General features: G+C 67.7%; 19 protein-coding genes. 11 read left to right on the top strand and 8 right to left on the bottom strand.

Annotation, left to right across the window (positions count from 1 at the left end):
• Both aceB and PUN71_RS19925 read right to left on the bottom strand, forming a co-directional pair.
• A complete protein-coding gene (gene aceB / locus PUN71_RS19930) occupies positions 1-1,599 on the bottom strand; it encodes a malate synthase A (RefSeq protein WP_043455373.1) in 1,599 nt (532 codons plus the stop codon).
• A gap of 34 nt (positions 1,600-1,633) precedes the next feature.
• Entirely contained in the window at positions 1,634-3,085 is a 1,452-nt protein-coding gene (locus tag PUN71_RS19925; protein ID WP_277799803.1) for an NAD-dependent malic enzyme, read from the bottom strand.
• Positions 3,086-3,305: 220 nt separating this feature from the next.
• Here PUN71_RS19925 and PUN71_RS19920 point away from each other — a divergent pair, with 220 nt between their 5' ends.
• Positions 3,306-4,061, top strand: coding sequence for an IclR family transcriptional regulator (locus tag PUN71_RS19920; protein WP_043455368.1), 756 nt, complete (start codon positions 3,306-3,308; stop codon positions 4,059-4,061).
• A 74-nt stretch (positions 4,062-4,135) separates the two neighbouring features.
• On the opposite strand, the gene PUN71_RS19915 is transcribed toward PUN71_RS19920, so the two are convergent.
• Positions 4,136-5,638, bottom strand: coding sequence for a nucleobase:cation symporter-2 family protein (locus tag PUN71_RS19915; protein ID WP_043455365.1), 1,503 nt, complete (start codon positions 5,636-5,638; stop codon positions 4,136-4,138).
• Positions 5,639-5,782: 144 nt separating this feature from the next.
• Positions 5,783-6,691, bottom strand: a complete 909-nt coding sequence (pucL, locus tag PUN71_RS19910) for a factor-independent urate hydroxylase (protein ID WP_043455363.1) — start codon at positions 6,689-6,691, stop codon at positions 5,783-5,785.
• Between the two features lie 360 nt (positions 6,692-7,051).
• Between pucL and PUN71_RS19905 the strand changes: the two genes are divergently transcribed.
• Positions 7,052-7,228 (top strand): hypothetical protein, encoded by a 177-nt coding sequence (locus PUN71_RS19905; protein WP_277799802.1) that lies wholly within the window; start codon positions 7,052-7,054, stop codon positions 7,226-7,228.
• Between the two features lie 25 nt (positions 7,229-7,253).
• Here the strand turns inward: PUN71_RS19905 and ligD are convergent, their stop codons facing one another.
• Together ligD and PUN71_RS19895 are read right to left on the bottom strand one after the other, a co-directional pair.
• Entirely contained in the window at positions 7,254-8,492 is a 1,239-nt protein-coding gene (gene ligD, locus PUN71_RS19900; RefSeq protein ID WP_277799801.1) for a non-homologous end-joining DNA ligase, read from the bottom strand.
• Between the two features lie 31 nt (positions 8,493-8,523).
• Positions 8,524-9,891, bottom strand: a complete 1,368-nt coding sequence (locus PUN71_RS19895; RefSeq protein ID WP_277799800.1) for an 8-oxoguanine deaminase — start codon at positions 9,889-9,891, stop codon at positions 8,524-8,526.
• Positions 9,892-10,293: 402 nt separating this feature from the next.
• On the opposite strand from PUN71_RS19895, the gene PUN71_RS19890 reads away from it, so the two are divergent.
• The 9 genes from PUN71_RS19890 (at position 10,294) to PUN71_RS19850 (ending at position 21,592) form a co-directional block, all read left to right on the top strand.
• Positions 10,294-10,788: a nucleoside deaminase gene (locus tag PUN71_RS19890; RefSeq protein ID WP_043455355.1), complete on the top strand. Its 495-nt coding sequence runs from the start codon at positions 10,294-10,296 to the stop codon at positions 10,786-10,788.
• A gap of 14 nt (positions 10,789-10,802) precedes the next feature.
• Positions 10,803-12,323, top strand: coding sequence for an NCS2 family permease (locus PUN71_RS19885; protein WP_277799799.1), 1,521 nt, complete (start codon positions 10,803-10,805; stop codon positions 12,321-12,323).
• Positions 12,324-12,458: 135 nt separating this feature from the next.
• Positions 12,459-13,688 (top strand): XdhC family protein, encoded by a 1,230-nt coding sequence (locus PUN71_RS19880; RefSeq protein ID WP_277799798.1) that lies wholly within the window; start codon positions 12,459-12,461, stop codon positions 13,686-13,688.
• Positions 13,679-14,608: an FAD binding domain-containing protein gene (locus PUN71_RS19875; protein WP_277799797.1), complete on the top strand. Its 930-nt coding sequence runs from the start codon at positions 13,679-13,681 to the stop codon at positions 14,606-14,608. The genes PUN71_RS19880 and PUN71_RS19875 overlap by 10 nt, the downstream gene beginning before the upstream one ends.
• Before the next feature lie 3 nt (positions 14,609-14,611).
• Positions 14,612-17,440: a molybdopterin-dependent oxidoreductase gene (locus PUN71_RS19870; protein WP_277799796.1), complete on the top strand. Its 2,829-nt coding sequence runs from the start codon at positions 14,612-14,614 to the stop codon at positions 17,438-17,440.
• 87 nt (positions 17,441-17,527) lie between these two features.
• The gene (locus tag PUN71_RS19865) at positions 17,528-18,508 is read left to right on the top strand and encodes an aldo/keto reductase (RefSeq protein ID WP_277799795.1); all 981 of its coding nucleotides are present in this window, start codon (positions 17,528-17,530) and stop codon (positions 18,506-18,508) included.
• 49 nt (positions 18,509-18,557) lie between these two features.
• On the top strand, positions 18,558-19,310 hold the full coding sequence (locus tag PUN71_RS19860) for a HEAT repeat domain-containing protein (protein ID WP_277799794.1): 753 nt from the start codon (positions 18,558-18,560) through the stop codon (positions 19,308-19,310).
• A complete protein-coding gene (locus PUN71_RS19855) occupies positions 19,307-19,957 on the top strand; it encodes a uracil-DNA glycosylase (protein ID WP_277799793.1) in 651 nt (216 codons plus the stop codon). The genes PUN71_RS19860 and PUN71_RS19855 overlap by 4 nt, the downstream gene beginning before the upstream one ends.
• Positions 19,958-20,011: 54 nt before the next feature.
• Positions 20,012-21,592 carry an HNH endonuclease signature motif containing protein gene (locus PUN71_RS19850; RefSeq protein WP_277799792.1) on the top strand — a complete coding sequence of 527 codons (1,581 nt, stop codon included), beginning with the start codon at positions 20,012-20,014 and terminating at the stop codon, positions 21,590-21,592.
• Between the two features lie 12 nt (positions 21,593-21,604).
• Here the strand turns inward: PUN71_RS19850 and nboR are convergent, their stop codons facing one another.
• Both nboR and PUN71_RS19840 read right to left on the bottom strand, forming a co-directional pair.
• Positions 21,605-22,246 carry a nicotine blue oxidoreductase gene (gene nboR / locus PUN71_RS19845; protein ID WP_277799791.1) on the bottom strand — a complete coding sequence of 214 codons (642 nt, stop codon included), beginning with the start codon at positions 22,244-22,246 and terminating at the stop codon, positions 21,605-21,607.
• A gap of 76 nt (positions 22,247-22,322) precedes the next feature.
• Positions 22,323-22,575 (bottom strand): hypothetical protein (locus PUN71_RS19840; RefSeq protein WP_277799790.1); only part of this gene is annotated, 253 nt, incomplete at its 5' end.

The raw sequence follows: 22,575 nt of genomic DNA, 5'->3' as shown, positions 1-22,575 counted from the left end.
TCAGCCCACCAGCTCGTAGGCGGGCGTGGTGAGGAAATCGGTGTAGTCGTCCGAGAGGCAGATGTCCGCGATCAGTTCGCTGGCCGGCTGGTAGTAGCGGCGGAAGGCCTCGTCACCGAATTCGGTGCGCAGCCGTTCGGTTTCCTCGCCGAGGATCCGCTCCACCAGTTCCCGGGTCACGGTGTTGCCGGTGTCCGCCAGGACGGACTTGTTGCGGATCTGCTGCCACACCTGGGAGCGGGAGATCTCGGCAGTGGCGGCGTCCTCCATGAGGTTGTGGATGGCCACCGCGCCGTTCCCGGACAGCCACACGGCGGTGTAGGCGACGGCGACGTAGAGGTTCAGCCGCAGGCCGGCCTCGGTGACCTGGCCGCCGGCGGACTGGACGTCCAGCAGCTGCTCAGCGGTGACCGAAACCTCCGGACGCTGCTTGTCCACCTGGTTGGGCTTGTCGCCGAGTACGGAGTCGAAGACTTCGCGGCAGGTGGGCACCAGGTCCGGGTGCGCCACCCAGGAACCGTCGAAGCCGTCGTTTGCCTCACGGGTCTTGTCGGCCCGCACCTTCTCGAAGGCGGCTGCCGTGACTTCGGGGTGGCGGCGGTTCGGGATGACGGCTGCCATGCCGCCCATGGCGAAGGCGCCGCGCCGGTGGCAGGTCTTGACCAGGAGCTCGGTGTAGGCCCGCATGAAGGGCGCGGTCATCACCACGGAGGCGCGGTCCGGGAGGACGAACTCCTCGCCGGCATCACGGAAGTACTTGATGATGCTGAACAGGTAGTCCCAGCGGCCGGCGTTCAGGCCGGAGGCGTGGTCCCGCAGTTCGTACAGGATCTCATCCATCTCGAACGCCGCCGGGATGGTCTCGATCAGCACGGTGGCGCGGATGGTGCCCTGGTTCAGCCCCAGGAAGTCCTGCGCGAACACGAACACGTCGTTCCACAGCCGTGCCTCAAGGTGGCTTTCCATCTTGGGCAGGTAATAGTAAGGGCCCTGCCCGTTCAGGACCAGCTGCTTGGCGATGTGGAAGAAGTGGAGCCCGAAATCCACCAGTGCCCCCACCGCGGGTTCGCCGTTGAGCAGCAGGTGCTTCTCCTCCATGTGCCAGCCGCGGGGGCGGGCCACGACGACGGCGAGCGGGGCGTCGGTGCGGAGCCGGTACTCCTTGCCTTCCTCCGAGGTGTAGCTGAGGGTTCCTTGGGCGGCGTCACGGAGGTTCAGGATGGCGTCGATGACGTTGGCCCAGGTGGGTGTGCTGGCGTCCTCAAGGTCCGCCAGCCACACCTTGGCGCCGGAGTTCAGGGCATTGATGGCCATCTTTGCCGGCGAAGCGGGCCCGGTCATTTCCACCCGGCGGTCCTGCAGGGCTGCCGGTGCGGGCGCAACCTTCCAGTCGCCGTCGCGCACGTCCTTGGTCTCCGGCAGGAAGTCCAGCTTGCCGGTTTCTGCAACCCGCTGCCGCTTGACGGCGCGGGCCGCCAGGAGTTCGTTGCGGGTGCCGGCGAACCGGTTGTGGAGCTCTTCCACGAAGGCCAGTGCCTTGGGCGTGAGGATCTCCTCCGCACGCGCGATCGGCCGGGGATCTGTGACGGTGATGGCCATTTCTGGTCCTTTCCTTTGGCTGGAAGTCTGGCGGTCAGGCGGAGGCGAGTGCCGGCGCTGGTTCCTTGGCAGAGTCGGCCGGTTCGGCAGCTGTTGCCACGTTTGCGGCATGTGCTGCGGCAGCGACGGCTGCAGCGACGTCGGCCGTCACGTGCGGATCGAAGATGCTGGGGATGATGTAGCTCGCATTGAGCTCATTATCATTCACCCGGTTGGCGATTGCCTCTGCGGCGGCCACCAGCATGTCCGGCGTGATGTCGCTGGCGCCGGCGTCCAGGAGCCCGCGGAAGAGGCCCGGGAAAGCCAGCACGTTGTTGATCTGGTTGGGGAAGTCGCTGCGGCCCGTGGCCACGACGGCGGCGTGCCGGGAGGCAATGGCAGGGTCCACCTCGGGCGTCGGGTTGGCCATGGCGAAAACGATGGCGTCCGGTGCCATGGAGGCGACGTGCTCCTCGGCGAGGATGTTGGGGGCGGAGACGCCGATGAAGACGTCGGCGCCCACCAGGGCCTGGTGCAGGTCGCCGGAGAAGCCTTCCTGGTTGGTGTTTTCCGCGATCCAGGTGCGGTGTGGATCGTTGTAGGTCTGGCCCTTGTGGATGGCGCCGGACCGGCCGGCGGCCACGATGTGCCGGGCACCCTGGGCCTTGAGCAGCTGGATGATGGCGGAGCCGGCGGCGCCGACACCGGAGACCACGATCCTGACGTCCTCGATCTTCTTGTCCACCACGCGGAGGGCGTTGACCAGGGCCGCGAGGGTCACGATGGCGGTGCCGTGCTGGTCGTCGTGGAAGACCGGGATGTCGAGTTCCTCGCGCAGGCGCGCCTCGATCTCGAAGCAGCGGGGCGCCGCGATGTCCTCCAGGTTCACGCCGCCGAAGACGGGGGCCAGGAGCTTGACGGTGCGGATGATTTCCTCGGTGTCCTGGGTATCCAGGCAAACGGGCCACGCGTCCACGTTGGCGAACTGCTTGAAGAGGGCGGCCTTGCCCTCCATGACCGGCAGGGCGGCGGCGGGGCCGATGTTGCCCAGGCCCAGGACGGCGGAACCGTCGGTGACCACGGCAACGGTATTGCGCTTGACGGTCAGGTTGCGGGTGGCGGCGGGGTCTTCGGCGATGGCCAGGCAGACGCGGGCGACGCCGGGGGTGTAGGCCCGCGAGAGGTCGTCGCGGTTGCGCAGCGGGACCTTGGGGACCACTTCGAGCTTGCCGCCGAGGTGCATCAGGAAGGTGCGGTCCGAGACGTGCTGGACGGTGACGCCGTCGAGGGCGTTCAGGGCGTCCTTGACGCGGGCCGCGTGGGCGTCGTCGGTGGTGTTGCAGGTGACGTCGACAACCAGGGTCTCGTGGTGGGACTCGGTGACGTCCAGTGCGGTGATCGCTGCGCCGGCTGCTCCGACGGCTGCGGCAAGTTCGCTGGTGGCGCTGAAGCTCGACGGTGCTTCCACGCGCAGGGTGATCGAATTTCCGGGGCTGGGGTTCGCCATTGAATGTCCTCCTGTTGGGCCTTGTCCGGCTGCTGCTCTGATTCGAATGTTTTCGTATTATGGATATTATTATCTACTTTATGGAAACACAAGCCCTTGCAATGTGACCGGCCAGCTGCCATCGCCGCCGGGGTCACGGTGCTGTATGTTGGGTGTTCTAAGCACTCTTTTCACGATGCGGATAAGAGTTGTCGGATTCCGAGCCATAGGAGACAACGGAATGGCAGAAAAAGCCTCGGGCGGGGTGCAGTCGGTGGAGCGCGTCTTCGAACTGCTGGAGCTCATCACTGATGCCGGCGGCGACGTCACGCTCAGCGAGCTCTCCTCGTCCACGGACCTCCCGCTGCCCACCATCCACCGCCTGCTCCGCACGCTGGTGTCGCTCGGCTACATCCGGCAGCTGCCCAACCGGCGCTATGCCCTGGGTCCGCGGCTCATCCGACTGGGGGAAGGGGCCAACAAGCAGCTCGGGGCCCTGGCGCGGCCGCAGCTCAAGACCCTCGTGGACCGGTTGGGGGAGACTTCCAACATGGCCGTCCTGGACTCGGACATGGTCATCTACGTGGCGCAGGTGCCCTCGCTGCACTCCATGCGCATGTTCACCGAGGTGGGCCGGCGCGCCCACACCCATGCCACCGGCGTCGGAAAAGCAATCCTCGCCCAGCTTGATGACGACACTGTCCGCGGCATCGTGGCGCGCGCCGGGATGCCCACGCCGACGCCCAAGAGCATCGGCGACGTCGAAGAGCTCCTGGCGGACCTCAAGCTCATCCGCGAGCGGGGCTACTCCATTGACGAGGAGGAGCAGGAACTGGGCGTGCGCTGCTTTGCGATGGCGGTTCCCAACGCCCCCACGCCCACGGCAATCTCCGTGTCCGGCCCGGTGTCCCGGGTAGACGAGGACTTCGCCGACAAGGCCGTCCCGGTCCTGCGTGAAGCGGCCGAGGCCATCTCCCGCGAACTGAACCGCACTTGATCTACACACTCAAACCACGCACTTCGGCGGCCCTTCCCTTTCGGGAGGGGCCGCCGTCGTTCGCCGTGTCCGTGCTAATGTTCTGATGCCTTCTCGGCTGACTGGATGGGCACTTCCTTGCCGTCGCAGTCGATCAGCTTGCCGTTTTCGAAGCGGTCGCCCTCTGCCAGGCAGCGGAGGTCCTCCGCGCGCACCAGCCGCTCGGTACCGGCCACGAACACTGACTGGTTGTCCGAATTGCCCGCCCGCAGGTGGTTGAACAACAGGTTCAGCAGGATGGCCATCACTGCAGCCGAGCTGATGCCCGAGTGGAAGATGGTGCCGAACCAGGACGGGAACTGGTCGTAGAAGGCCGGGGCGGCGATGGGGATCATCCCGAAGCCGATGGACGCGGCAACCACGATCAGGTTCATGTTGTTCTTGTAGTCCACCTTTGACAGGGTGCGGATGCCGCTCGCTGCCACGGTGCCGAAGAGGACCACGCCGGCGCCGCCGAGCACGGGGGTGGGCACCGCCGCGACGACGCGGCCCAGGACGGGCAGCAGGCCGAGGACCACCAGGATCACGCCGCCGGCGCTGACCACGAAGCGGCTCTTCACCCCGGTGATCGCCACCAGGCCCACGTTCTGGGCGAAGGCGCTCTGCGTGAACGAGTTGAACAGCGGCGAAATGGCGCTGGAGAGCATGTCCGCCCGCAGGCCGTTGCCGATCCGCTTGGAGTCCACCTTGGTGCCGACGATCTCGCCCACCGCGATGATGTCCGCCGACGTCTCGGTCAGGGTGACCAGGATGACGATCAGCATGGAAATGATGGCTGCCGCTTCGAACGTCGGCGGGCCAAAGGCGAAGGGGGTGGGGAACGCGACGATCTCGCCCTGGCCCACCTTGGAGAAGTCGGCCATGCCGAAGGCCACGGCAATCAGCGTGCCCAGCACCATCGCCAGGAGGATCGAAAGCCTTGAAATGGCTGCGCTGCCCACCTTGCTCAGGAGCAGCACGATGCCCATGGTGGCCGCGGCCAGTCCGATGTTGGCCACGCTCCCGTAGTTGGGTGCCTTGTTGTTGCCGCCCATGGCCCAGTTGGCCGCCACCGGCATCAGGGTCAGGCCGATCGTGGTGATCACCGTTCCCGTGACTACCGGCGGGAAGAACCGGATGATCTTGGAGAACAGCGGGGTGATGAGCAGGCCGATCAGGGAGGCTGCAATGACTGATCCGAACACCGCCTGGATTCCGCCGCCGCCGTGCACGATGGCCACCATGGTGGAAACCCCGGCGAACGAGACGCCCTGGACCAGCGGCAGCTGCGAGCCGAAGAAGGGGATGCCGACGGTCTGCAGGATCGTGGCGAGGCCGCCGACGAAAAGGCAGGCGGCGATGAGCAGGCCGATGTCCTGGGAATTCATCCCGGCGGCGGCGCCGATGATCAGGGGCGGGGCGATGATACCGCCGTACATGGTGAGGACGTGCTGGAAGCCGTAGGCGAAGGTGCTTCCGATCGGGAGCCGTTGGTCCTCCGGGCGGCCCTTGGCCCCTTTACCGGCGGCCGCGGCGGCCAGTTTCTTCTTGGTGTTCATGGCAGACTTTCTTGGTTCATGGCAGACGTCATCGTCTGGCTAACTGGTGTCTGGCTAACAGGTAAGGCTGTGGGTGGTGCCGGGTTGTCCCGACGGGCCGCCACCGCGTGGTGGTCCGGCCCGCCGGGACTCCGTGGTGGTTCTTTAGCAGAAGCCGGCGATGCCGGACCAGGCGGCGGGCGCCGCTGCGGCGTCGTCGCGCTGCACGGTGGCCTCAATCAGGCCGTACGGGCGGTCAGCCGCGTAGAAGACCTCATTCGGGTTGTCCAGGCCGAACGGGGAAAGGTCAACGAGGAAGTGGTGCTTGTTGGGCATGGAGAACTTGATCTCGTCGATCTCGCTGTGGGCCTCGAGGACCTTGGCACCCATGTCGAACAGGGTCTGCTGCAGGGCGTGGGAGTACTTCTCCGTGAAGCCTTCGAGCAGGAGGCCCTTGACGTCGTCGTAGCTCTTGTTGAAGTCCAGGCTGCTGAAGTCGGTTCCGGTCTTGTAGCGCCAGCGGGCCGAAACGTCCGTTGCGAGGATCCGGTCGGTGGTCTCGGGCAGCGTGGTGTAGCGGTCCCGGGGGTAGCCGACGAAGCCGGACTGGGTGGACTTCAGGACGGTCAGGTCCTTCAGTCCCGAGATCAGGTGGCTGGTGGCACCGTCACGAACCAGGACGGCGGTCCGGACTTCCTGCCCGTTGCGGACGAACGAGTGATCGTGCTCGCTGCCGTGCGCCTGGATCCGGTTCCATGCGTAGGACTCGGCTTCCCAGCGGCCGCCGGTAACCCAGTCGAAGCTGGAGGTGAAGTGCTCGCCGAGGCGCAGCAGGAAGGCTTCCGGCGAACCGATGCCGTCGCGGGCAAAGGCGTAAATGGTGTTCTTCTGGGTGTCGGTGGCCACCACGTGGGCGTTGTCGCCCTCCAGGTGGGCCGCGGCAAAGTCGCCCCGCAGCTGCGAGGTGACGTTCAGGTCCTCGATCTCGTGGCGGTTGGTGTCCCTGGTGATCTTGACGACGCGGACTTCTGCCTTGCCGTACTGGTTTTCGCCGAGGATGATCTTGCTGCTCATGGTCTGTTCCCAATCTCCGGTAAGTGGAACCAAGGTTCCATCACTGAAATTAAGCGCGCGTTTCGAGCGCGTTTCCGGTGGAGCCGACCCAACAAAAAAGAGCCGGCATCCATTGATGCCAGCTCATTACGACCCTGCCTGCTGCTCCCAGGTTACGTGACCTGCGCCACGAGTTGCCTACCAGCGTACCCCTGCTTGCCGGTGGTGTACATCACAAGCCGAAAATTCATTTTGTGACTGGCTGCCCCCGGCCCCGGTCGCGAAAGGTCATTGACGCCCGGCGGACACGGCCCTACTCTTTTCACATAGCAATAAAGTGTTTCCGAAGTACGGAAAAAATTGCGCTAGAAGGAGGAGCAGATGAACCCCCAGGAGCAGAACAAGGTCGCGGAATTCCCGGCACCGGGCCAGGAGTTGTACCTGCCCCTCGGAGGCACGGATCCGGACTTCTACATCCCCGCCGAGCACGAGCGGCGCAACTCCGGGTTCTCCCGCTGGCTGCGCGCACTTCCCGTCTTTGGCCGCCAGCGCCCCTGACGCTTCCTGCCGGGCCAGACCGGGGCTAGGCCCGGCCCGGCCATTCCTTGCCGGCCCAGGGGTCGTAGTCCGCAACAAGCTCCTCCTGGGCCGGACGCTCTGCCTCGGCGACGTGCTGCAGGTTCACCCGCACCCGGTACCACAGCGAACTCGATCCACGCATCCCGTCAATAAGGACGTCGGCAGGGCTGAGGGACGGCACGATGTTGGCATGTCGGGACTTCCATTCCTCAAGGGCCGCCAGTGCCTCCGGCTTCGTCCGGGTGCGCGCCACCTCGATCAGCGGCATCGTCGACTGCCGGCGGCCCGACCCGTTGGCTCCCCGAGGTGCCTTTTCGGCCGGACCCAACTCCTTCGCAAGGGCCAGCAGGCCATCAAGGGAGCCCACGGCGTCGTCAATTCCCCGATGCGGGTCGCCGATCTCCGCGAAACGCTCCAGCACGGTGGGAACCGTGAATCGCTCCGGCCGGGCGGTCCGGACTTCGTCCCATGTCAGGGGTGCCGAAACGCGGGCGTCGGGCAGGGCCCGCACCGAGTAGGCTGACGCCACCGTCCGGTCCTTGGCGTTCTGGTTGAAGTCCACGAACACGCTTTCGCCGCGCTCTTCCTTCCACCACCGTGCCGTGGCCAGCCCGGGCGCCCGGTTCTCCACCTCCCGGGCGAGGGTTTCCGCGGCGAGCCGGACATCCTTGTAGGACCAGTCCGGGGCGATCCGCACCAGGATGTGCAGCCCCCGCGAACCGCTGGTCTTCGGCCATCCCACCAGCCCGGTATCGGCCAGGACCTCCTGCGCCACGTAGGCCACATCAACAATCTGCGACCAGTCCACGCCGGGCATGGGATCAAGGTCCACCCGCAGCTCGTCCGGGTGTTCGAGGTCCTCGGCGCGGACCGGATGCGGGTTCAGGTCCAGGCAGCCCAGGTTGATGACCCAGGCGAGGCCCGCGGCATCCCTGATCACTGCCTCCTCCGCGGAGGTCCCCGACGCATAGTGCAGCGTGGTCGTGTCGATATACGGTGGGTGCTTCTCCGGGACCCGTTTCTGGAAGAACGGCTCCGCGTCGATGCCCTTGGGGAAGCGCTTCAGCACCATCGGCCGGCCGCCGGCACCCCGCAGGGCTCCGTCCGCCACTGCAAGGTAGTACCGCACCAGGTCGAGTTTGGTCAGCCCCGGCTCCGGGAACACCATCTTGTCCGGGCTTGAGATGCTGACCTCTGCACCATCGACATCAAGGACTTCGGGCGGCGTCTTGGACGGTGTCATGCGGTCACGCTAGCAGCGGGCGCGGCATATGTCAGCCGTTTACCAGGCGCTTCGCCGCAGCGGAGTGCTCCGCGATGAGCCCGGCGATGTCCAGTCCCGGGATCTGCCCGTCCACCACCCGCCACTGGCCGCCCACCATCACCCGGTCCGCCCGGTCCGCCGCGCACAGCAGCAGGGCTGCGAGGGGATCATGGCTGCCGGAGAACCGCAGGTCATCGAGCGTGAACAGGGCCAGGTCCGCCTGCATGCCCGGGGCCAGCTGGCCGAGTCCGGTCCGGCCCAGGACGGCGGCCGAGCCGCGGGTGGCCCAGCCGAGTGCCCGCTCCACGGGAACATCGGCGCCGTACCGCAGCCGCTGGAGGTACAGCGCCTGCCGCGCTTCCAGGATCATGTTCGAGGCATCATTTGACGCCGACCCGTCCACGCCCAGCCCCACCGGGACTCCGGCTTCCTCGAGTTCCAGGACGCGGGCCGTGCCCGAGGCCAGCCGCATGTTGGAGGTGGGGCAGTGCGCGACGGCGGTCCCCGCGGCGCCGAGGCGGGTGATCTCGGCGCCGCTGAAGTGGATGCCGTGCCCCAGCCAGGTGCGGTCCGTCAGCCAGCCCACGCTGTCCAGGTAGTCCACCGTCCGCAGGCCGAACATTTCCCGGCAGAAGTCCTCCTCGTCCAGCGTTTCCGCGAGGTGGGTGTGCAGCCGGACGTCCAGCCGGTCCGCGAGCGCCGCGCTCTCGGCCATGATCTCCTTGGTCACCGAGAACGGCGAGCAGGGGGCCAGCGCAATCTGGATCACCGCATCGTCCCCGCGCTCGTGGTACCGGCCCACCAGGCGCTCGCTGTCCGCCAGCACCACCTCGGGACGCTGGACCGTGGACTGCGGCGGCAGGCCGCCGTCGTCCGTTCCCAGGGTCATGGAGCCGCGGGTGAGGGTGGCGCGCATGCCCAGCCGGCGGACCGCCGCCACCTCGATGTCGATCGCATCCTCAAGCCCCGCGGGGAAGAGGTAATGGTGGTCGGCGGCGGTGGTGCAGCCGGAGAGCAGCAATTCCGCGAGGGCCACCGTGGCGGCCAACTCAAGGTCCCTGGGGGTCAGCCGGGCCCAGACGGGATACAGGTTCTGCAGCCAGGGAAAGAGCGGGGCGTTGGCCACCGGCCCCCAGGCGCGCGTAAGGGTCTGGTAGAAGTGGTGGTGCGTGTTGATCAGCCCGGGCAGCAGGACATGCCGGCCTGCATCGAAGGTTTCGCTGACGGGCGCCGACGGCTGCTGGCCGGCTGCCAGGACTTCTTCGATCACGCCGCCGTTGACCACCACCCCGCCCGAGGCGTCGAGGCTGTTGGCGCTGAAGGCGGCCAGGGGGTTCCTGATCCAGAGCCGGTTGTGCGGTGCTGCGAAATGGTTCACGGGCGGTCCTTGTCTGAGCGAAGTTGCGGTGAAGCCAGCTCAGTGAAGCCCTGTCTGCTGATCCAGGGCCCGCCGTCCCGGGGGAGTGCGGGTGGGATCAGGCTAGGTAACGGGCGCGGGGTGCGTCAATGCCGCCTATTGTGACTGGCGCCGCCATCCGGCGGCAGTGAAGCGGAAGAAACACGGATTTCACATCGCGAAATTAAATTTCCAGAAAACTATGGCGTGGCCCACAAACCGGTGCTAATCTCGATTCTGCCAAAGGCGGGCACCCGAACTCCGGGAAGCTATCTACCAGGCGCAACTTAACCTTCACAGCACATGCTGAAGCCTGGTAACCGTCGCACCTGGTTCTACTGGTCCTGCACGGCAACAGGCTTCCCGGCAAAAGGAAGTCGCATCATGAGTACCACCGTCACGGCCGAACAGTATTTGGCCAGATCAATCCGGCTGGCAACGGCCAACGTCCTCAACAGCGGCGGGCCCTTCGGCGCCATGATCGTCACCGCGGACGGCTCCACCTTCGACGGCGTCAACCGCGTCACCGCGGACAACGATCCCACCGCCCACGCAGAAGTCACCGCCATCCGCACCGCCTGCCGCGAGCTGGGCACCTTCGACCTCAGCGGGGCCACCCTCTACACCAGCTGCGAGCCCTGCCCCATGTGCCTGGCGTCCGCGCTCTGGGCCCGGATTGACCGGGTGGTGTTCGCGGCGGACCGGCATGACGCAGCCTCGGTCGGCTTTGACGATGCCGTCTTCTACGAGTACTTCGACAACCAGGACAGGGATTCCCTGATGCCGGTCTCCAAGCTGGAACTGGGCGATCCCCAGGCGCCGGCCCCGCTGGAGCCGTTCAATACCTGGAACACCCTCGAATCCAGGATCGACTACTAGGCCCGGCGGCTCAGATGACCATCCTGGACCATTCCCACGAGGAGCATGCGGCTCCAAGTACCCCCTCCATCCGGCAGGCCCCGCGCGCTTCGAAACTGCCGGCGTCGAACTCCTTCCTTGACCGCTTCTTCCAGATCAGCCGGCGCGGTTCAACCCCCGGGCGCGAATTCCGCGGCGGACTGGTCACCTTCTTCACCATGGCGTACATCGTCATCCTGAACCCCCTCATCCTTGGCGGGTTCAGCGCTGACAACGCCCCCACCGACGTCGCCGGCGGCTGGCTCTCCGCAGCCCAGGTGGGTGCCGTCACCGGCCTCACCGCCGGCGTCATGACCATCCTCTTCGGCCTGATCGCCAACCTGCCGTTCGGCCTGGCCGCAGGGCTGGGCATCAACTCCTTCCTGGCCGTCTCGGTGATCCAGGAGGTCACCTGGGCCGAGGCGATGGGCCTGGTGGTGATCAACGGCATCCTGATCGTCCTGTTCGGCGTCACGGGGGCCCGGACCGCCATCTTCCGGGCCGTGCCCAAGGAACTGAAGGCAGCCATCACCGTCGGCATCGGCCTGTTCATCGCCTTCATCGGCTTCGTGGACTCCGGATTTGTCCGGCCCACCGCGGGTGGGCCTCCCGTCCAGCTGGGCGACGGCGGCTCCATCACCTCCGTGCCCACGCTCGTGTTCGTCGTCGGGCTCCTGGCCATGGGCATCCTGGTGGCCCGCAAGGTCCAGGGCGGCCTGCTCATCGGCATCGTCGGCACCACCGTGCTGGCCGCCGTCGTGGAAGCCATCATGAAACTCGGCCCTGCCAGCGCCACCAACCCCGGCGGCTGGCACCTGAACACCCCCGTCCTGTCCGGCCAGCTGGTTTCGGCACCGGACCTGGGCCTCGTGGGCCACTTTGACCTCTTCGGCTCGTTCGCCAGGATCGGCGGACTCGCGGCCACCATGCTGGTCTTCACGCTCGTGTTCACCAACTTCTTCGACGCCATGGGCACCATGACCGGACTGGCCAAGAGCGCTGGCGTCGCCCACAAAGACGGCACGTTCCCGCGGCTGAAGGCGGCCTTCATCGTCGAAGGCTTCGGCGCCGTGGCGGGCGGGGCCACCTCCGGCTCCTCCAACACCGTGTACATCGACTCCGCGGCAGGAATCGGTGAGGGCGCCAGGACCGGCCTGGCCTCGGTGGTGACGGGCCTGCTGTTCCTCGGCTCGATGTTCCTTACCCCGCTCACCAGCGTGGTGCCGCTCGAGGTCGCCGCCGCCGCCCTGGTGGTGGTGGGCGCCATGATGATGGCGCAGATCCGCGAGATCAAGTTCACCAAGTTCACGGTGGCGCTGCCCGCGTTCCTCACCATCGTCACCATGCCGCTGAGCTACTCGATCGCCAACGGCATCGGCGTCGGCTTCGTGAGCTGGGCCGTCATTGGAGCTGCGTCCGGCAAGGCGAGGAAGATCCATCCGCTGATGTGGGTGGTGAGCGCCGGGTTCCTGGTGTACTTCGCCCGCGGGCCCATCAACGCCCTGCTCGGCGGCTGAGAACCACCAAGCGCGAAGCCCCGGGGACATCCGCACCGGCACGAGTGGTGCGGGTGTCCCCGCCGGGATGCTTTTACATCGACTTGACAGGACAGACAATGGACACCACCGCCGCGCGGAAGAAGGAGTGCCGCCATGCTTGACCTGATCCCTTCGCTTGGCGCCTGGCTGCCCACACTCGAGGGCCGGCAGTTCGCCGTCGCCACCATCGCGGCGGCCAGTGGTTCCGTGCCGCGCCCGGTGGGAACCTCCATGATCATCACCGCCTCCGGTTCCGTGCTGGGCAGCCTCTCCGGCGGCTGCGTGGAAGGCGCCGTGGTGGCGCTCGCCCAGGAAGCAATGGACGACGGCGGCGCACGCCGGAAGACCTTCGGCTTCAGTGCAGCTGACGCCTTCGCCGCCGGGCTCACCTGCGGGGGAGAGCTGGACATCCATATTCAGCCGGTGCCCGGCGACACCGCGCACCCGCTGCGCACCGCCCTCCAGGAAATCGCCCAATCCGACCCGGACCAACCCGTGGCGCTGGTACGGACCCTCGGCACCGGGGGAGGAAGCGCCCGGGGAGGAGGCGCAGTCGTGGTGCCCGCTCCGGGTACGTTCCGGGCGGCAGGCTCGCCGGAGCTGTCAGCTGTGCTTCACGGAGAGGCGCTGATGCAGGTGGAATCCCTGGTGCGCAGCGGTGGTGCCGGTGTGGTCCGGCTGTCCGGGCCGGGTGGCTGCCCGCCCGACCGCGACGGCCGCAACGGGCGCCTGGAGGAGCGTGCAGTCCTGGTGGAGTCGAGGCTTGCCCCGCCCCGGATGCTGGTGTTCGGCGCCAATGATTTTGGCGCCGCGCTGGTGCCCGCTGCCAGGCTGCTTGGGTACCACGTGACCCTGGTCGATGCCCGCCCGGCTTTTGCCGGCCAGCCCCGCTTCGCTGCCGCCCATCAGGTGGTCACGGACTGGCCGCACCGGTACCTGGCCGCGGAAGCAGCCGCGGGCCGCCTGGACAGCCGCACCGTCGCCGCCGTCCTGACCCATGACCCAAAGTTCGATCTTCCGCTGCTGGAGGCCGCGCTGGCCCTGGACCTCGCGTATGTGGGCGCCATGGGCTCCCGCCGCAGCCACCTCCAGCGGGTGGGGGACCTGCTCGGAGCGGGCGTCCCGCCGGAGCGGATCTCCCGGCTGCACTCGCCCATCGGCCTGGACCTTGGGGCTGTCACCCCCGCGGAGGTGGCGGTGTCCATCACCGCCGGGATCCTGGCGGCCCGAACCCGCGCCGCCAGCTGCATGCCGCTGCGCGACACCTCAGGCTCCATCCACCAGTACGCTGCGCCCGCGCCGGCGCCCACAGACTTCAACCACCAGGAGATCGCATGGACATGAACACCATCGAGGCGGTGGTCCGCACCACCGACCCCGCGGAATGGCGCGACGGCGATGCCTGGCTGGCCGGCGGCACCGTCCTTTTCTCCTACGGCAGCTACGCGTTCGGTCCGCAGCCCCTCACCCGGCTCCTGGACCTCGGCTCAGCCGGCTGGACACCCATCACCGTCACCGGCGACGGCATTGACATCGCCGCCACCTGCACCGTTGCCGGGCTCTACAACCTGCCCGACCTGCCGGAGGTGTCCGGCCGCGGCTGGCCCGGCCTGGACCTGGTGAGGGCTTGCTGCGATTCGTTCGTGGCCTCCTTCAAGGTGTGGAACATGTCCACGGTGGGCGGCAATATCTGCACTTCACTGCCCGCCGGGCCCATGACCTCGCTCTGCGCCGGACTGGACGGCACCGCCACCATCCTTTCCACGGGCGGCACCAGCCGCAGCGTCCCGGTGGCGGACTTCGTCACCGGCGACGCCACGAACTGCCTGGCACCGGGCGAGCTGCTCCGCAGTGTCCACCTCCCGGCGTCGGCCCTTTCCGCCCGGGTGGCGTTCCGGCGCCTGTCGCTAAGCAACCTGGGCCGGTCCGGTGCGCTGCTGATTGGACGGCTCGACGGCGGCACCTCCCTGGTCCTGACCGTCACCGCCGCGACCAAACGGCCGGTCCAGCTGCGCTTTGACGGGCTGCCCGATGCCGACCATCTGGCCGCGGCCCTCGATGAGGCGATCCCCGCAGGCCTTTACCACGACGACATCCACGGGCTGCCGGCCTGGCGCCGCGACATGACCTACCGGCTGGCCGAGGAGATCCGCGCCGAACTCGCAGCGCCCGAAGGGATGCCGGGACTGGCTGTCTCGGGCGACTTCTGGCCACCGCGGACAGGCCCGGCTTCCGGTTCCACACACCTTTCGAAAGGGGCTTGAGCAATGCCCATCGACATCAACGGCACCACCACCGAAAGCCAGCCCCGCCCCGGGCAATGCCTGCGGACCTTCCTGCGGGAACAGGGGAACCTGGGCGTGAAGAAGGGCTGCGACGGCGGCGACTGCGGCGCCTGCACCGTCCACGTCGACGGCGTCCCGGTGCACAGCTGCATCTACCCCGCGGTCCGCGCCGAAGGGCACTCCGTCACCACCATTGAGGGGCTGGCCGCCACCGGCGGCGGCACCGGCCTGCATCCTGTGCAGCAGCAGTTCCTGGAACGCCAGGGCTTCCAGTGCGGGTTCTGCACCGCCGGCATGGTGATGACCGCCGCCACGTTCGACGACGGACAGAAGGAGAACCTGCCCCGGAACCTCAAGGGCAACCTCTGCCGCTGCACGGGGTACCGCGCCATCGCCGACGCCATCTGCGGGGATGCGGGCCACCCCGATCCTGCCGGCCAGGGTTCGGGCATCGCCGGGCCCGGGCAGCCGGACCCCGCGCCCGGCCAGCTGGGCGATGACGTCCCGGCCCCGGCCAGCCGTGCCGTGGTCACCGGTGCCGCACGCTACACCCTGGACATCCCCGCGGACCAGGCACAGGGACTGCTGCACCTGAAGATCGTGCGCTCGCCCCATGCCCACGCCCGGGTTGTCGCCATCGACAAGGAGGCGGCGCTGCAGGTTCCTGGCGTAGTGGCCGTCCTGACCTCCGAAGATGCCCCCGCCCAGCTGTTTTCCACCGCCCAGCACGAACTGTTCACGGACGATCCGGATGACACGCGGGTGCTCGATGACGTGGTGCGCTTCATCGGGCAGCGGGTGGCCGCCGTCGTGGCCGAGACCGTGAGCGCCGCCGAAGCGGGCGTGCGCGCCCTGCGGGTGGAGTACCAGGAACTGCCCGCCGTCTTTTCGCCCCAGGAGGCGCTGCTGCCCAACGCGCCGCTGGTCCATGGCGACAAGGAGGCCGTAACGTCCCGGATCGCCGCGCCGGAGCGGAATGTGGTGGCGGAGCTCCACTCCGAGCTGGGGAGCGTGGCCGACGGGTTCGCGGCCGCGGACTTCATCCACGAGCAGACCTACCAGACCCAGCGGGTGCAGCACGTGGCCCTGGAAACGCACGCCGCCATCGCCTCGGTGGATGACCAGGGCCGGCTCCAGGTCCGCACCTCCAGCCAGGTGCCCTTCCTGGTCCGCCGCACCCTCTGCCGGGTTTTCGGGCTGGACGAGGACAAGGTCCACGTGGTGGCCGGACGCGTGGGCGGCGGCTTCGGCGGCAAGCAGGAAGTCCTCACCGAGGACCTCGTGGCGCTCGCAGCCCTGAAACTGCAGCGGCCGGTGCAGCTGGAACTGACCCGCACCGAGCAGTTCACCGCCACCACCACCCGGCACCCGTTCACCATCAAGCTGAAGGCCGGCGCCGGCAAGGACGGCCGGCTGACCGCCCTCGAACTGGACGTGGTCACCAACACCGGCGCCTACGGCAACCACGGACCAGGCGTCATGTTCCACGGCTGCGGCGAATCGCTGGCGGTCTACAACTGCGCCAACAAGAAGGTGGACGCCCGGTCTGTCTACACCAACACCGTGCCGTCCGGGGCGTTCCGCGGCTACGGGCTGAGCCAGATGATCTTCGCCATCGAGTCCGCCATGGATGAGCTGGCCGCCGGGATCGGGATGGACCCGCTGGAGTTCCGCCGCCGGAACATGGTCCGGGAGGGGGACCACATGCTGTCCACCCAGCCGGACCCGGAGGAGGACGTCCACTACGGCAGCTATGGCCTGGACCAGTGCCTGGACCTGGTCCGGGACGCACTGGACCGCGGCAAGGAGCGGTACCGGCAGGCAGGGCTTGGGGACCTGGGGCCGGACTGGATGGTGGGTGAAGGCGCCGCCCTGTCCATGATCGATACCGTGCCGCCGCGCGGCCACTTTGCCCACTCCCACGTCCGGCTCCTGCCGGACGGGACGTACCAGGCCGACGTCGGGACCGCCGAGTTCGGCAACGGCACCACCACGGTGCACGCCCAGCTCGCTGCTACGGCACTGTCCACCGAGGCATCCAGGGTGGTGGTCCGGCAGTCCGACACGGACCTGGTGGAACACGATACCGGGGCCTTCGGGTCCGCCGGCACGGTGGTGGCAGGCAAGGCGACCCTGGCCGCCGCGGAAGAGCTGGCCGTCCGGATCCGCGCCTTTGCGGCCGGGATCCGGCAGACCCAGGCATCCGCGTGCGTTCTCGACGGTGACGCCGTGGTGGTCGACGGAACTCCCGTGGCACTGGCGGATCTGGCGCAGGCTGCCGCGGATGCCGGCGTCGAACTTGCTGCCGAGGGGCGCTGGGGCGGCACGCCGCGCTCGGTCGCATTCAACGTGCACGGGTTCCGGGTGGCCGTGAACCGCGGCACCGGCGAGCTGAAGATCCTGCAAAGCGTCCAGGCGGCCGACGCCGGCGTGGTGGTCAACCCCCGGCAGTGCCGCGGCCAGATCGAAGGCGGGATTGCCCAGGCCCTTGGTGCCACGCTGTACGAGGAAGTGGTGGTCAACGACGCCGGGAAGGTCACCACGGACATCCTCCGCCAGTACCACATTCCCACCTTCGCGGACGTGCCGCGCAGCGAGGTGTACTTCGCGGACACCAACGACAAGATGGGGCCGCTGGGTGCCAAGTCCATGAGCGAAAGCCCATTCAACCCGGTGGCGCCGGCGCTCGCCAACGCCATCCGGAACGCCACCGGAATCCGGTTCGCGTCCCTGCCCATCGCGAGGGACAGGATCTACCTGGGGCTCAAGGAGGCCGGGCTGGTGCCCAGGTTGGAGCGGGTCCGTTCCTAGGGAAACCGATGGCCATACCTCCGGTTGTGCGGGCCCAGCCCGGGGTCAGATCTGACCCCGGGCTGCATCGTTGCATATAGTCGGGGGATGGAACAGCGGATTTTAGGCAAGACCGGACGGAATGTGTCCATCGTGGGGCTGGGTACGTGGCAGCTCGGCGCGGACTGGGGCAACGTGGACCCGGCGCAGGCGCAGGCAATCCTGGCGGCTTCCGCGGAAGCGGGGGTCACCTTCTTTGACACCGCCGACGTCTACGGTGACGGACGCAGTGAGCAGGCCATCGGCAAGTTCCTTGCGGACAACCCGGGCCTCGGCATCACCGTGGCCACGAAGATGGGCCGCCGGATGGAGCAGCGGCCGGAGAACTACAACCTGGCCAACTTCCGCCAGTGGGTTGACCGGTCCCGGAAGAACCTGGGCACCGACACCCTGGACCTGGTCCAGCTGCACTGTCCGCCCACTCCCGTCTACAGCAACAACGAGGTGTACGACGCCTTGGACACCCTGGTGTCCGAAGGGGCCATCAAGAACTACGGGGTCAGCGTCGAACGGACGGACGAGGCCCTCGAAGCCATCCGCCACGACGGAACTGCCTCGGTCCAGATCATCCTGAACGCCTTCCGGCTCAAGCCCCTGGATGAGGTCCTTCCGGCTGCCAAGACTGCGGGCGTGGGCATCATTGCGCGCGTGCCGCTGGCCTCCGGCCTGCTGTCCGGCAAGTACTCCAAGGACACCACCTTCGCTGAGAACGACCACCGGAACTACAACCGCAAGGGCGAAGCCTTCGACGTCGGCGAAACCTTCTCCGGCGTGGATTACGAGCTTGGCCTGAAGGCCGTGGCCGAGTTCGAACAGCTGGTGCCTGAAGGGGCAACCACCGCCCAGGCTGCCATCGCCTGGATCGCGGCCCAGGACGGCGTCAGCACCGTGATTCCCGGCGCCCGTAACGTGGAGCAGGCGCGGGCCAACGCTTCTGCGGCTGATGTCAGCATTGGTAAAGAGTTCGACGACGGCGTCCGTTGGATCTACGACCACTACTTCCGCGAGGCCATCCACCCGCGCTGGTAGCAAGCTTTAGGGCAGGCCTGCGGGCGCCTGCGGGGCAAGGAGTTGATCGGTGACCAAGAGGTCGGATTACAGGGCAGCCCTGGAATCGCTTCCGCCCGGACAGTGGTTGGCCTACCTTGACGCTGAGTCCGGCCTGCCCGGCCCGCGCGGCAACATCGAGCTGGCGGAGGCGTTCGCGGACGTTGCCGACTCCACGCTGATCACGCTGTGTGCGCAAAGCCCTGACGAGTACCGTGCCATGTGCGGTGCCGTCGGCCTGGGCCGGCTGCTTGTCGAGGGCCGGCCGGGTTCCGCGGAATCATTGCGGGACCTGGCGGGGGACCACCGCTGGCGGGTGCGCGAAGGCGTTGCGATGGCCCTGCAGCGGCTGGGCGACGCTGATATGCCGGCGTTGTGGCACCTGGCGGCGGAATGGCTCGGCGACGGGCACGTGATGCAGCCCCTGGTGGCGCGTGCGGTGGCCGCCGGGATCTGCGAACCCCGGCTGCTGCGCACCCCCGAGGATGCAGGAAGGGCGGTTGACGTCCTGGACAAGATCACCGCCGCCATTGCAGGAGCCGATCCCGGCTTGCGGCGAAGTGAGGAATTCCGCGTGCTGCGGCAGGGCCTCGGATACTGCTGGAGCGTCGCAGTCGCCGCCGCCCCGGACAAGGGATTCGGGTACCTGGAGAAATGGGCTGGGAGCGTGGGCAAGGACGTGCGCTGGATCCTGCGCGAGAACCTTAAGAAGGCGCGCCTCGCGAGAGCTGACCAGGCTGCGTGTGAACGCCTGGCCGCACGCTTGGAAGAACCGGGCGAATGAGTGCTCCTGCCATCGCGGCATTCGTTGAGCAGCTTGCAGTCGTTGACACGGGTGCTGCGGCCAACAATTTCTTCAACCACGCAGTTCCGGAGAATGCGCTCCGCCGCCGTAACCTGGAGATTTACCTGCAGGAGATGCTGGACCGCCGGCCCAAGGTACTGCTGGTGGGCGAGGCACCGGGCTTTAGGGGCATGCGTATCACCGGAGTGCCCTTCACCAATAGAGTCATCCTCGGAGGCCCCGCCAACAGCTTCGGGCTTTTCGGTCCCGGCAAGGGTTACGTGCTGCCGCCCGAAGCCGCGGGGGTTGCCGCGGAGCCCACCGCTACCGTGCTCTGGCAAGTCCTGGAAGAAGTGGATTTCCTTCCGCTGCTGTGGAGTGCCTTTCCCTGGCATCCGCACCAGCCCGGCAGGCCCCTGTCCAACCGCACGCCCAGGCCCTCCGAGACCAAGCTCGGCACGCCGTTTCGGCAGGAGCTTTCGGAGCTGTTCGGCATCAGTACCATCGTGGCGGTGGGCAATGTGGCCCAGCACAGCCTGCAACGCAGCGGCCTTGACGTACCGAAGATTCGGCATCCCGCCCACGGCGGCAGGTCCGGCTTCAAACGGGGGCTGGAGCAGTTGCTGGAGCATGGGATGCCGGCCTGAGCTGAATTCCCCTTATGGATCCTGATTGTCGTACCCCCTTGTCATGATGGGTTTATGGGGAAGGCAGCGGTGGCGAGGGCTTTTGAGGAGATCAAGGCTGCCCTTGCCGTGCTGAATGCTGAGGTGGATGGGGCCGGTGCGGTGCCTTTTTCTGCAGCTGACCCTCTTGCTGGTTTGGCGGATGGTTGCCTGGATATTCTGGCCGGGTCCCGTGAGGTGGAGGCCGTGATTTCTGCGGTGAAGGCCAGGGCTGCGGTGACGTACGCGGACACCGCCTGTGCCGTTGCCGGGCCGGATGTTCCGGTGGTGGCGCAGGAGATGGCGGTCGCTGCGGAGATCGGGTGTGTGTTGGCGTTGGGGCCGCGGGCGGCGTCCTCGTTCCTGGTGACCTCGCACGCCGTTGTTTCCTCATTGCCGCGGACCTTGGAGGCTTTGCAGGCCGGGACGATTTCCTGGCAGCACGCGGTGGTGATGGTCGATGAAACCGCCGGCCTGGATGCCGTGGGGGCGGCGGCGTTGGAATCCCATTTCCTGGACCCCGAAGCACCGGATGCGGCGCGGGGTTGCGCGGCCGGGGAGTTGCCGGCGCACCGGTTCCGGGTCAAGGCGCGGACATGGCGGGAACGCCACCATGCGGAGTCGATTGAGAAGCGGCACGCCAAAGGGGTGGCGGAGCGGCGGGTGGAGTTCCGGCCGGACCGGGACGGGATGGCCTGGCTGTCTGCGTGCCTGCCCGCGGACCAGGCGCTTGCCGGGTGGAACCGGCTCACCGCCGTCGCCCGTGCCCTGCAGGGCCTGGACGAACCCCGGACCCTGACCCAGCTCCGCGCGGACCTGTTTGCGTCCGCTGTTCTCGGCAGCGGCACACCAGACGGCACGGACGCCCACGGGACGGCAGGCGGCGCGGATGCCAGGACGACTTCCACCGGCACGGATGCTTCCCCCGCCACGGCCGGTGGCGCCCGGGCCCGCCACAGCGACAGCAGCGGCGGGGGAGACTGCCTTACAGCTGCCGGCAGCGTTGAAGAAACAGATTTACCGCAGACATCAATAAGAGCGCAGGTGCTGGTCACGGTTCCGGTGTTCTCGTTGCTGGGCCTGACCGATGAACCGGCGATGCTGGACGGGTACGGTCCCATCCCGCCGTCAATGGCCCGGGAACTGGTGGCCTCCGGTGCCGGGTCGTTCCACCGGGTGTTGGTGGACCCGCGGGACGGGGCGCCGCTGGAGATCGGCAGGACCAGCTACCGCCTCACGAAAGCCATGCGGGCCTGGCTAAGGATGCGGGACGGCAAGTGCCCGTTCCCCGGCTGCAGCAACCACTCCCTCGACAACGAGGCCGACCACCTCCTCGCCTGGGCCAACGGCGGCACCACCGGGATCAGCAACCTGGGCCAGCCCTGCCCAAAACACCACAAACTCCGGCACACCACCGGCTGGAAACCCACCCTCGCAACCAAAAACGAACCACCCGGCTGGACCTCACCCACCGGCCGGCACTACGCCAGCGAACACCAGGACTGGGAACCACCACGCTGGCCGGAGGGGATAAGGCCGGGCGCCGTTGACATCTTCCACCGCGGGCCGTCGTCCGGAGAAGATGCCCTCGAACGGTTCCTGCGCGTCCGCGCCTGACCACCCCAGCTGCTAGTGAAGCAGCCCCAACTGGTCAGGGGTGTCCACGTCCTCGCCGGTGGACAGGTCGCTGCAGTCCACTTCGTCGATGAGCTCCGGATGCGCCCGCAGGAAGCCCCGCGCCCCGGCATCGCCACTCACCGTTGCGCATACGTCGTCCCGCAGGGAGGTGTCGATCAGAAGGGGATGGCCGCGCCGGAGAGCCGCCTGACCGCCGTCGCCCGGATGGATGTCGCTGTAGGCAGCGGCGGTGATACGCCACGGGCGGTGCCGGGCCAGCAGCCGTTGAACCGTTGACGCGGTGAGGCCCGGCTGGTCCACCAGCGCAACCAAGAGATGGTCTGCCGGGTCCGCGGCCTGGTGACCGAGCAGGAACGAGCCGCCCATGCCCGTGCGCCAGTCCTGGTTGACGACGACCCGGTAGCGGCCCAGTTCGGCCGCGGCTGCCACCTCCTGGGCGCCCGCTCCAAGCACCACCACCACCTCGCGGCAACCGCCGTCGAGGAGGTTTCCGGCGATAGCCTCCACCAGCGGCCGTCCGCGGTAGGGGAGCAAGGCCTTGGGGCCCAGGCCCAGCCGGGTGCCTGCCCCGGCGGCCAGGACGATGCCCGTCGCCTGGCGTTCCTGCGCGGTGTCCACCCCCGTGTTGCCCATAACTGAACCCTAATCAAACAAGGGCAGCCGGGTCAGTCTCCCCACGGAAGTGACCCGGCTGCCGGGTGCGCTGGCGTCAGGCGTCGCCGCCTGCTCCGCCGGTGGTTCCGGCGTTGACGTCCAGCAACTTGTAGCGGTCCAGGGCATACGACGGCGCACCCGCCTCCACTTCGCCCCTCGCCGCAAGCAACTGCAGTACTTTCACCACGATGGAGTGGGTGTCGTTCTTGAAGTAGCGGCGGGCTGCTGCGCGGGTGTCGGAGAAGCCGAAGCCGTCGGCGCCGAGGGTGGCGAATTCGTTGGGGACGAATTGCCGGATTTGGTCCGGG

The sequence above is a fragment of the Arthrobacter sp. NQ7 genome (assembly GCF_029581595.2).
In the GTDB taxonomy this organism is placed as follows: domain Bacteria; phylum Actinomycetota; class Actinomycetes; order Actinomycetales; family Micrococcaceae; genus Arthrobacter; species Arthrobacter phenanthrenivorans_B.
The sequence above is the reverse complement of the archived record's forward strand: the minus strand, read 5'-3'. Positions and strand labels throughout refer to the sequence as shown.

What these genes read in the sequence shown, in the direction of transcription:
- PUN71_RS19905 (WP_277799802.1), top strand. Translation starts at nt 7,052, where the DNA reads ATGAACCCCCAGGAGCAGAACAAGGTCGCGGAATTCCCGGCACCGGGC.
- aceB (WP_043455373.1), bottom strand. Translation starts at nt 1,599, where the DNA reads ATGGCCATCACCGTCACAGATCCCCGGCCGATCGCGCGTGCGGAGGAG.
- PUN71_RS19880 (WP_277799798.1), top strand. Translation starts at nt 12,459, where the DNA reads ATGCTTGACCTGATCCCTTCGCTTGGCGCCTGGCTGCCCACACTCGAG.
- PUN71_RS19855 (WP_277799793.1), top strand. Translation starts at nt 19,307, where the DNA reads ATGAGTGCTCCTGCCATCGCGGCATTCGTTGAGCAGCTTGCAGTCGTT.
- PUN71_RS19870 (WP_277799796.1), top strand. Translation starts at nt 14,612, where the DNA reads ATGCCCATCGACATCAACGGCACCACCACCGAAAGCCAGCCCCGCCCC.
- ligD (WP_277799801.1), bottom strand. Translation starts at nt 8,492, where the DNA reads ATGACACCGTCCAAGACGCCGCCCGAAGTCCTTGATGTCGATGGTGCA.
- PUN71_RS19885 (WP_277799799.1), top strand. Translation starts at nt 10,803, where the DNA reads ATGACCATCCTGGACCATTCCCACGAGGAGCATGCGGCTCCAAGTACC.
- PUN71_RS19920 (WP_043455368.1), top strand. Translation starts at nt 3,306, where the DNA reads ATGGCAGAAAAAGCCTCGGGCGGGGTGCAGTCGGTGGAGCGCGTCTTC.
- PUN71_RS19915 (WP_043455365.1), bottom strand. Translation starts at nt 5,638, where the DNA reads ATGAACACCAAGAAGAAACTGGCCGCCGCGGCCGCCGGTAAAGGGGCC.
- PUN71_RS19875 (WP_277799797.1), top strand. Translation starts at nt 13,679, where the DNA reads ATGGACATGAACACCATCGAGGCGGTGGTCCGCACCACCGACCCCGCG.
- PUN71_RS19890 (WP_043455355.1), top strand. Translation starts at nt 10,294, where the DNA reads ATGAGTACCACCGTCACGGCCGAACAGTATTTGGCCAGATCAATCCGG.
- pucL (WP_043455363.1), bottom strand. Translation starts at nt 6,691, where the DNA reads ATGAGCAGCAAGATCATCCTCGGCGAAAACCAGTACGGCAAGGCAGAA.
- PUN71_RS19925 (WP_277799803.1), bottom strand. Translation starts at nt 3,085, where the DNA reads ATGGCGAACCCCAGCCCCGGAAATTCGATCACCCTGCGCGTGGAAGCA.
- PUN71_RS19865 (WP_277799795.1), top strand. Translation starts at nt 17,528, where the DNA reads ATGGAACAGCGGATTTTAGGCAAGACCGGACGGAATGTGTCCATCGTG.
- PUN71_RS19850 (WP_277799792.1), top strand. Translation starts at nt 20,012, where the DNA reads ATGGGGAAGGCAGCGGTGGCGAGGGCTTTTGAGGAGATCAAGGCTGCC.
- nboR (WP_277799791.1), bottom strand. Translation starts at nt 22,246, where the DNA reads ATGGGCAACACGGGGGTGGACACCGCGCAGGAACGCCAGGCGACGGGC.